The following is an 8,763-nucleotide window of genomic DNA, read 5'->3' on the forward strand; positions in this document are numbered from 1 at the left end:
GTACTAGCCCCGGCATATCGAGTTCCGGAAAGAAAAGCGCCCCGCCCGAACCAATTTCGGGCGGGGCGCTTTACGGCTTTGTCAGACCGCGGCCGGGATGGTGATCCGGCCTTCCTCGGCGGCCAGGGCGATGTCGGAGCGGAAGTGGCCGCCGGGCAGCTTGATACCGGCGAGGCGGTCGTAGGCGTTCTTGCGGGCCTCGGCGAGGTTTGCGCCCTGGCCGACGATGGCGAGGACGCGGCCGCCGGCGGAGATCAGGGCGCCGTCCTCGCGCTGGGCGGTGCCCGCGTGCAGGACCTCGGATTCGGTTCCGGTGCCGGTGGATTCGGCTCCGGTGATGACGTCGCCGCTGCGCGGGCGGGCCGGGTAGTTCTCGGCGGCCAGCACGACGGTGACGGCCGCGCCGTCCTTCCAGCGCGGCGGGGCCACCTGGTCCAGGCTGCCGGTGGCGGTGGCGTAGAGCAGCTCGCTCAGCGGGCTGTCGAGCATGGCCAGCACGGCCTGGGTCTCGGGATCGCCGAAACGGCAGTTGAATTCGATGACGGCGGGCCCGGCCGAGCCGACGGCGAGACCGGCGTAGAGCAGGCCGCTGAACGGCACGCCGCGGCGAACCATTTCGGCCGCAACGGGTTTCACCACATCGTCGACGATGGCCCGCAGCGTCTCGTCCGGCAGCCACGGCAGCGGCGTGTACGCGCCCATGCCGCCGGTATTGGGCCCGGTGTCGCCGTCGCCGACGCGCTTGTGGTCCTGGGCGGGCAGCAGCGGCACCACGGTCTCGCCGTCGACGAGGCAGAACAGCGACACCTCGGGGCCGTCGAGGAAGGACTCCAGCAGCACCGGGTGCCCCTGCTCGAGCAGTTCCGCGCCATGCTCGCGGGCGACCGATCGGTCCGCGGTCACCACCACGCCCTTACCCGCGGCCAGCCCGTCGTCCTTGACCACCCAGGTCGGCCCGAAACGATCCAGCGCGGCATCCAATTCGCCCGGGTGATCGACGATCTCGCTGTGCGCGGTGCGCACCCCGGCGGCATTCATGACGTCCTTGGCGAACGCTTTCGACCCCTCGATCTTGGCGGCCTCGGCCGACGGCCCGAAAGTCGGGATCCCCGCCGCGCGCACGGCATCGGCCACCCCGAGCACCAGCGGCACCTCCGGCCCGACCACCACGAGATCGACCCCCAGCTCCTGAGCCAGCGCCGCCACCTCCTCCCCGGAGGTCGCATCCACCGCACGCACCTGCGCGTGCTGGGCGATCCCCGCATTGCCGGGCGCGGCGTAGACCGCGGTCACCGCCGGGTCCTTCCGCAGTGCCAGGACGAGGGCATGTTCACGGGCTCCGGAACCGATGACGAGTACGCGCACGGCAGACAGCTTAAAGGGCCGGGCATCCGAGCTGGGGGGGCGGTCTGCCATGGATTCATGTATGGGGGATGGCTCACCCAGTGCCCGGGGCGCAAGGCGCAGGTCTATGGAGCCGCTCGTTCCGGACTGAGCGAAGCGGGGGAGCGAAGCGGAGGAGCGGAGGGAGGGAGGGAGGGAAGAACGAGACCTCCAGCGCCCCGAACCCGCCCGGAGCGAAGCGGAGGGCAAAATACACAGCATGGCTTCTGTTTTCTCCGCAATCATCGACGGTCAGCTGCCGGGCCGGTTCGTCTGGGAGGACGATGAATTCGTCGCTTTCCTGACGATTGCTCCGGTCACGCAGGGGCACACGCTGGTGGTGCCGCGCAAGGAGATCGACCAGTGGCAGGACATCGACCCGGGCACCTTCGCGCGCATGAACGGTGTCGCCCAGAAGATCGGCCAGGCGGTGCGCGCGGCGTGGGACGCGCCGCGGGCGGGCCTGCTCATCGCGGGTCTCGAGGTGCCGCACCTGCACCTGCACGTGTTCCCGGCCTTCGAGCTCGGCAATTTCGACATCACCGGCGCCGACCCGGCACCCAGCAAGGAATCCCTGGACGAGGCGCAGGCCATGATCAAGCAGGCCCTGCGCGATCTGGGCTACGGCGCGAACGTCCCCGAGTAGAACCCACTCTCACTCACGGTCCGGAATTCAGCTCGCGTCGCGCGGCAGCCGGACCGTGAAGGTGGTCCCCTCCCCCGGCGCGCTGGTCACCGACACTCTGCCGCCGTGTGCCGCAACCAGCGCCTGCACGATCGAAAGCCCGAGTCCCGTACCGCCGCTCACCCGGCTGCGCGACGAGTCCGCGCGATAGAAGCGCTCGAAGACCTTCTCGGCCTGCTCGGCATCCAATCCCGGCCCGGTGTCGGCGACCTCGATCAGCACCTCGCGCTCGGCCGGTGTGAGCCGCACCGCCACCTCGGCCTCGGCGGGCGTGTGCACCAGCGCGTTGTTGATCAGATTGGCCAGCACCTGCCGCAGCCGCGCCTCGTCCCCGAGCAGCTCCAAAGTGCCCGGCCCGGGCCGGATCTCGAGGTCGATCTTGCGTTCCGGCGCGTCCGGATGCGCGGTCCGCTCGGCCGCCGCCAGCGCCCGCGCGCTGTGCACGGCGTCGCTGGCCAACATGAGCAGGTCCACCGGCCGCCGCTCCACCGGCCGCTGCGCGTCCAGCCGGGCCAGCATGAGCAGGTCCTCGACCAGCAGCCCCATCCGCTTGGATTCGCGTTCGATGCGATCGGTGAGCAGGTCCGGATCGGTGATCGCACCCTGCCGGTACAGCTCGGCGAAGCCCTTGATGCTGGTGAGCGGGGTGCGCAGTTCGTGGCTGGCGTCGGCGACGAAGCGCCGCATCTTGGCCTCCGAGCTCCGGGCCGCCTCCTCCGACGCCTCGGTGGCGGCGAAGGCCTGCTGGATCTGGGTCAGCATGGTGTTCAGCGACTGCGAGAGGTGATCGACCTCGGTGTCGGTGCCGCGCACCGGAACTCGCTGATGCAGATCCCCGCCCGCGATGGCGGCCGCGGTGCGCTCCATCTCCCGCAGCGGCCGCAGACTGCGCCGGATCACGATGCGCGCCACCGCGGCCAGCGCGGCCAGCACCAGTGCGCCGATCACCAGTTGCAGCACGATCAGCTTGTCCAGCAGCGAATTCGTCTCGTCCATGCGCAGCGCGACGGTGCTGGTGCCGAATTGGTTGCCGGTCCGCAGCACCCGCCATTCCTCGCCGGGCGCGGCCACCGAGCCGACGGTCCGCGGCCGGGTGCCCAGGTCCGCGGGCACCTCCGGCTGCTGCACGCCCGCCGACAGGCTCAGCGTGACCTGCCCGGTGGTGTCGGTCACCTGCACCCAGTACAGATGCGGCGGCCGTTCCCGCACGCGCCCGGTGGGCAGCGGTTCGGGCCGTTGCGCGCCCGGTGCGGCCCAGCTGTGCGCGGCATCGTAGAGCTGCCGATCGATGCGCTCCACCAGCACATTCCGCATCAGCGAGGTGACCGCGATGCCGGACACCAGCAGCCCGAATCCGACCAGGGACACCAGCGCCAGGACCAGCGTGGTGCGCAGCGGAACCGCCGCGAGCCGATCGGCGACCCGACCTCGCAGCGAGCTCACGTGGCGGCCGCCCGACCGCGCGGCTCCCGCATCACATATCCGACCCCGCGCAGCGTATGGATCAACCGGTCCGGTCCGGTATCGACCTTCTTGCGCAGATAGGACACATAGGTTTCGACCACCCCGACCTCACCGCCGAAGTCGTAGCGCCACACGTGATCCAGAATCCGCGGCTTGCTGAGCACCGTGCCGGCGTTGACCAGGAAGTACCGCAGCAGCGTGAATTCGGTGGGCGACAACGAAACCGGCTCCCCGGCCTTCCACACCTCGTGCGTATCGTCGTCGAGCTCGATATCGGCGAACCGCAGCCGCGAGGATTTCGTCTCCGGCGCGGCCCGCCCCGCGCGCCGCAGGATCACCCGCAGTCGCGCCACCACCTCTTCGAGGCTGAACGGCTTGGTGACGTAATCATCGGCCCCCGGGGTCAATCCGGTGATCTTGTCGTCCACATCGTCGCGCGCGGTCAGAAACAGCACAGGCGAGTCGATCCCGTCGGCGCGGAGCCGCCGCAGCAGCCCGAACCCGTCCATCCCCGGCATCATCACATCGATGATCAGCGCATCGGGCCGGAAGGTCTTGGCCTTGTCCAGCCCCTCGGTCCCGCTCCCGGCCGTGGCGACCTCGAACCCCTGATACCGCAGACTGACCGACAGCAGCTCGACGATCATCGGCTCGTCATCGACGACGAGCACCCTCGCCTCGGGTTCACGCGACTGCGCGGGCACACCTGTCATGGCCTCATATTCTGCGCTTCGCCCCCGAAGAACCTGGACCTTCCCTGGGAGTTTCCTGGGAACGGTCGCAGATACGACGAACGCCGGTCGATGAATCGACCGGCGTTCGTCGTCGAGCCCCCTGTCAGGATTGAACTGACGACCTTCGCTTTACAAGAGCGGTGCTCTACCACTGAGCTAAGGAGGCGGAAATGCGGTGCCAATCATAACCGGGGTCGTCGGCTGCGCGGAAAAGCCGACGTCCCGGTCAGAACAATGCTGCGTGCAGGGCCGGAGCGCGGCCGGGCGCGACGCTTGTGGCGTCACCCGGCCGCGTTCGGAAGCCGTTCGCGCAGTATCGGACTAACCGCAGGGTGTCAGGACTGCGCCGCCTGACGTGCCGCGTCGTCCGCCGCCATGGCGTCACGCAGGCTCTTCGGACGCATATCGGTCCAGTTCTTCTCGACATACTCGACGCACGCGGCGCGGCTGTCCTCGCCGAAAACGACTCGCCAACCCGCCGGAACCTCGGCGAAGGCCGGCCACAGGGAGTGCTGTTCCTCATCGTTGACCAGGACGAAGAACCGGCCGTCTTCGTCATCGAAGGGATTGGTGCTCATTTCACCTCACTGGATACTGGCGCATGTGTACGGAGTACGTAGACGGATCGTCCAGCCACCGCAGTGATGGAACGAGCCCCCGACGTTGATTCGACCCTAGCAAGGCAGGTGTTACCGCTGGGCGGTTACCTGCACTTCGTTGAATGGGCAGAGTGTTCAGGCCGCGAAGAATTCAATCATGATCTTGTTGACGGCCTCCGGCTGCTCCAGGTAACCGAAGTGCCCGGCGTCGGGAACCTCCTGGTAGCGCGCACCCGGAATGATATCGGCCACTTCGCGGGAAAGGTAGGCCGGAATCAGCCGGTCGTCGGCGAATCCCATAGACAGGCAGGGCACGGTGATCGCCTTGTAGGCGGCGGTGCGGTCGAAGCCGTGGTCCATGCGCCGCTGGGCGCGCACGCCGGGTGTGGCCGGGCCACCGGTGAATTCGAACAGGTCCAGCCAGTCGCGCGAGGCGTGCGGGTCGGCCATGGTCGCCGGGCTGAGGTTCATGACGGCGGTCAGGGCGGCCTCGTACTTGGCGGGCAGCCGCACGCCGGAGGCGTCGAGTTCGTGTTCGCCCAGCGAGAGCGTCTGCTGGAACTGGTCCAGGCGCGCGTGCCCGGCCATGAAGACGGCCTTGCGCACCAGGTCCGGGCGGGCCAGCGCGAGTTCCTGCGCCACCCGCGAACCCATGGACTGGCCGACCAGGTGCACCGGCCCCTCGTCGAGGAATTCGATGAGGGCGGCGGTGTCGCGCACCAGGTCCTCGATGGTCATGCCGTTCGGGGACTCGAAAGACGGTGCGATGCCGCGATTGTCGAAGGTGCAGACCCGGAATCCGGCCGCGACCAGCGCGGGCACCTGGTGCAGTTCCCACACCCGGCCGCCGCTGCCGGTGCCCATGATCATGACGACCAGCGGCGCGGACCCCTTCACGTCGGTGCCCCGTGACCGGTCTCCCTTGACCTGGTAGTTCAGCGAGATTCCGTTCACCGTCGCCAACGGCATGCTTGCGACCCCTTCATCAGGTGTTCCGACTCGTGCTTTCGTTCACCGTATAGGTATGGGCCGCCGAAATGTTTCGGCCGGTTCGCTCGCCGTTCCCCTGCCCGCCGCTCCCTCCGCTGACCATTGCGGTTAGGGCTCGCAATGCACGCAGCGGACGGTCGCGACTTTCCCGGCAGATACCATGGGGGTCTCGTACCGAGCTGACTTCCCGAGAGGACATCGATATGGCCGCGAAGACCGGCGCCAACGACATCGCGGACGACGATCTGGAACCGCTCGCCGACGAAACCGCCCGCCAGGCCCAGCGCGTGGTGGCCGCCTACGCCACCGGCGCCGACGAGTGCCGGATGCTGCTGTCGATGCTGGGCATCGCGCCGACGCGAGGCGAATAGCACCGTGAATCCGGACAGCTCCGGTTCCGGTTTCGTCGTCGTCGCCAATCGCCTTCCGGTCGACCTGGAGCGTCTGTCCGATGGCACCACCCGCTGGAAGCGCAGTCCCGGCGGCCTGGTGACGGCCCTGGAGCCGGTGCTGCGCAACAACAAGGGCGCGTGGGTCGGCTGGGCCGGGGTTCCGGACGTCGAACTGGATCCGATCACCGAGGACGGCCTGGAACTGCATCCGGTGCCGCTCTCGGCCGACGAGGTCGCCGACTACTACGAGGGCTTCTCCAACGCGACGCTGTGGCCGCTGTATCACGACGTGATCGTGCGGCCGGTCTACGATCGCCAGTGGTGGCAGGCCTACGTACAGGTGAACCGCCGCTTCGCCGAGTACACCGCGAAGGTGGCGGCCGAGGGTGCGACGGTGTGGGTGCAGGACTACCAGCTGCAGCTGGTGCCCAAGATGCTGCGCATGCTGCGCCCCGATCTGACCATCGGCTTCTTCCTGCACATTCCGTTCCCGCCGGTGGAACTGTTCATGCAGATGCCGTGGCGCACCGAGATCGTCGAGGGTCTCCTCGGCGCCGACCTGATCGGCTTCCACCTGCCCGGCGGCGCGCAGAACTTCCTCTACCTGGCCAGACGCCTTGCCGGACAGCCGACTTCGCGCAGCAATGTGGGCGTGCGCTCGAAACTCGGTGTGGTGCAAGTGGGTTTCCGCACCGTCCGGGTGGGCGCGTTCCCGATCTCCATCACCTCCACCGAGCTCGACGAGTACTCGCGCCGCCGCAGCGTCCACGAGCGGGCCGCGAAAATCCGTGCGGAACTGGGCAATCCGAAGACGATCCTGCTGGGCGTGGACCGTCTGGACTACACCAAGGGCATCGATATCCGGTTGGCCGCGCTCGAGGAGCTGTTGCACGAGGGCCGCATCGATCCCACCGACACGGTCATGGTGCAGCTGGCCACGCCGAGCCGCGAACGTGTCGAGTCCTATAAACAGATGCGCGGCGATATCGAACGCCAGGTGGGCCGGATCAACGGCGAGTTCTCCCGCGTCGGTTACCCGGTCGTGCACTACCTGCACCGCCCGATCCCCCGCGACGAACTGATTTCCTTCTTCGTGGCCGCCGACGTCATGGTGGTGACTCCGCTGCGCGACGGCATGAACCTGGTCGCCAAGGAGTACGTGGCCTGCCAGGGCGGCCTCAACGGCGCCCTGGTGCTCTCCGAATTCACCGGTGCCGCCGCGGAATTGCGTCAGGCCTACCTGTGCAACCCGCACGACCTGGACAGCGTCAAGGACGCCCTGATCGGCGCCATCGACGACGACCGCGACACCCGTCGCCGCCGCATGCGCTCGCTGCGCCGCCAGGTCCTGACCCACGACGTCGACCGGTGGGCCCGCGCCTTCCTCGACGCCCTGGCCACCGACCGGGTCGCGGGCAGCGCGCTGCTGACCGACGACGACGTCGACCCGGACCTGATCCGCTGATCCAGCGAAACGTGAACGCCCCCGGACTTTTCCGGGGGCGTTCGCATTTCCCGACGCTATTCGCCGAACCGGTAGGTGACCCCGGTGAGCCGCTCCGACTCGGTCCACAGTCGCGCCGCCAGCTCCGGATCCCGAGTCTCCGCACTGGTCTCGTTCGGCACCGGATACCCCTTGGTGGTGCCGGTGGGCCCGTAGAAGTCCCCGCCCCGCACCCCGGGGTCCGTGGCCGCGCGCAGCGTCGGCAACGCCCCCATCTCGACGGTCTGCATGATGACCCGGAACACCCACTTCAGCTGCGGCCGCGCCAGAAACGCCACAGCGGGCCCGAAGTTCTGCGCGAAGTCCGACTCCGCCGCCCCCGGATGCGCCAGCACCGAAATCAGCTCGCTCCCGGTCCCGTTCAACTGCCGCTGCAACTCCAGCGCGAACACCGCATTGGCCTGCTTCGACTGCGCATACGCCGGATACCCCTTGTACTTGCGCTTCTCGAACGCGAGGTCGTCGATGTCGAGCCAGGTCCCCTTCTGCGCGGGCACCCCGCTGGTCACCGTCACCACCCGCCCGTGCGGCGCGGCCCGCAACAGATCCAGCACCAGCCCGGTGAACGCGAAGGGCCCCAAATGATTTGTCCCGAAGGTGGTTTCGAACCCATCCACGGTGACGGTGCGCTCCCGGCTCAGGGTCCCCGCATTGTTCACCAGCAGATCGACCCGCTCGAACTCGTCATGAATCCGCTGGGCGGCCTTACGAACCGAGGCCAGCGCGGCCACATCCAGTTCCACGAACGGCAATTCGGCCCCCGGAGCGCTCTCCCGGATGCTCTCGGCCGCCGCGGCGGCCTTCTCGGCGTTCCGGCAGGCCAGCACCACCCGCGCCCCGTGCACCGCGAGCTGCCGCGCCGTCTCCAGCCCGAGTCCCCCACTGGCCCCGGTGACAATCGCGGTGCGCCCGTTGAGATCCGGAATATCGGCGGCGGTCCACGGCGTCGTACTACCCACGGTGCGATCCTGACTTCTCAGATCCTGAAGCTTCCATGCAGCAGCCTAGTACT

9 protein-coding genes and 1 tRNA gene are annotated in these 8,763 nt (G+C 68.4%); 3 read left to right on the forward strand and 7 right to left on the reverse strand.

Features of this window, described 5'->3' with window-relative positions; genetic code table 11:
• Positions 1–81: 81 nt before the first annotated feature.
• Positions 82–1,365, reverse strand: a complete 1,284-nt coding sequence (gene purD / locus NS2_RS34035; protein ID WP_033091426.1) for a phosphoribosylamine--glycine ligase — start codon at positions 1,363–1,365, stop codon at positions 82–84.
• A gap of 238 nt (positions 1,366–1,603) precedes the next feature.
• Between purD and NS2_RS34040 the strand changes: the two genes are divergently transcribed.
• Positions 1,604–2,029 carry an HIT family protein gene (locus NS2_RS34040; protein ID WP_033091425.1) on the forward strand — a complete coding sequence of 142 codons (426 nt, stop codon included), beginning with the start codon at positions 1,604–1,606 and terminating at the stop codon, positions 2,027–2,029.
• Positions 2,030–2,056: 27 nt separating this feature from the next.
• Here NS2_RS34040 and NS2_RS34045 read toward each other — a convergent pair whose 3' ends face one another.
• The 5 genes from NS2_RS34045 to NS2_RS34065 form a co-directional block, all read right to left on the reverse strand.
• Entirely contained in the window at positions 2,057–3,511 is a 1,455-nt protein-coding gene (locus NS2_RS34045; RefSeq protein ID WP_052087052.1) for a sensor histidine kinase, read from the reverse strand.
• Positions 3,508–4,245, reverse strand: coding sequence for a response regulator transcription factor (locus tag NS2_RS34050; RefSeq protein WP_033091424.1), 738 nt, complete (start codon positions 4,243–4,245; stop codon positions 3,508–3,510). Before NS2_RS34050 ends, NS2_RS34045 begins: the two co-directional genes overlap by 4 nt.
• 115 nt (positions 4,246–4,360) lie before the next feature.
• Positions 4,361–4,432, reverse strand: a tRNA-Thr gene (locus NS2_RS34055).
• 169 nt (positions 4,433–4,601) lie between these two features.
• A complete protein-coding gene (locus tag NS2_RS34060; RefSeq protein WP_019931522.1) occupies positions 4,602–4,844 on the reverse strand; it encodes an MbtH family protein in 243 nt (80 codons plus the stop codon).
• Between the two features lie 156 nt (positions 4,845–5,000).
• Positions 5,001–5,834 carry an alpha/beta fold hydrolase gene (locus NS2_RS34065; RefSeq protein ID WP_033091423.1) on the reverse strand — a complete coding sequence of 278 codons (834 nt, stop codon included), beginning with the start codon at positions 5,832–5,834 and terminating at the stop codon, positions 5,001–5,003.
• A gap of 224 nt (positions 5,835–6,058) precedes the next feature.
• Between NS2_RS34065 and NS2_RS36520 the strand changes: the two genes are divergently transcribed.
• Both NS2_RS36520 and NS2_RS34070 read left to right on the forward strand, forming a co-directional pair.
• Positions 6,059–6,226, forward strand: coding sequence for a hypothetical protein (locus NS2_RS36520; protein WP_162836619.1), 168 nt, complete (start codon positions 6,059–6,061; stop codon positions 6,224–6,226).
• A 4-nt stretch (positions 6,227–6,230) separates the two neighbouring features.
• Positions 6,231–7,712 carry an alpha,alpha-trehalose-phosphate synthase (UDP-forming) gene (locus NS2_RS34070; protein ID WP_033091422.1) on the forward strand — a complete coding sequence of 494 codons (1,482 nt, stop codon included), beginning with the start codon at positions 6,231–6,233 and terminating at the stop codon, positions 7,710–7,712.
• 56 nt (positions 7,713–7,768) lie between these two features.
• Here NS2_RS34070 and NS2_RS34075 read toward each other — a convergent pair whose 3' ends face one another.
• Positions 7,769–8,710, reverse strand: coding sequence for an oxidoreductase (locus tag NS2_RS34075; RefSeq protein WP_033091421.1), 942 nt, complete (start codon positions 8,708–8,710; stop codon positions 7,769–7,771).
• Positions 8,711–8,763: the final 53 nt, after the last annotated feature.

It is taken from the genome of Nocardia seriolae NBRC 15557 (assembly GCF_007990715.1).
In the GTDB taxonomy this organism is placed as follows: domain Bacteria; phylum Actinomycetota; class Actinomycetes; order Mycobacteriales; family Mycobacteriaceae; genus Nocardia; species Nocardia seriolae.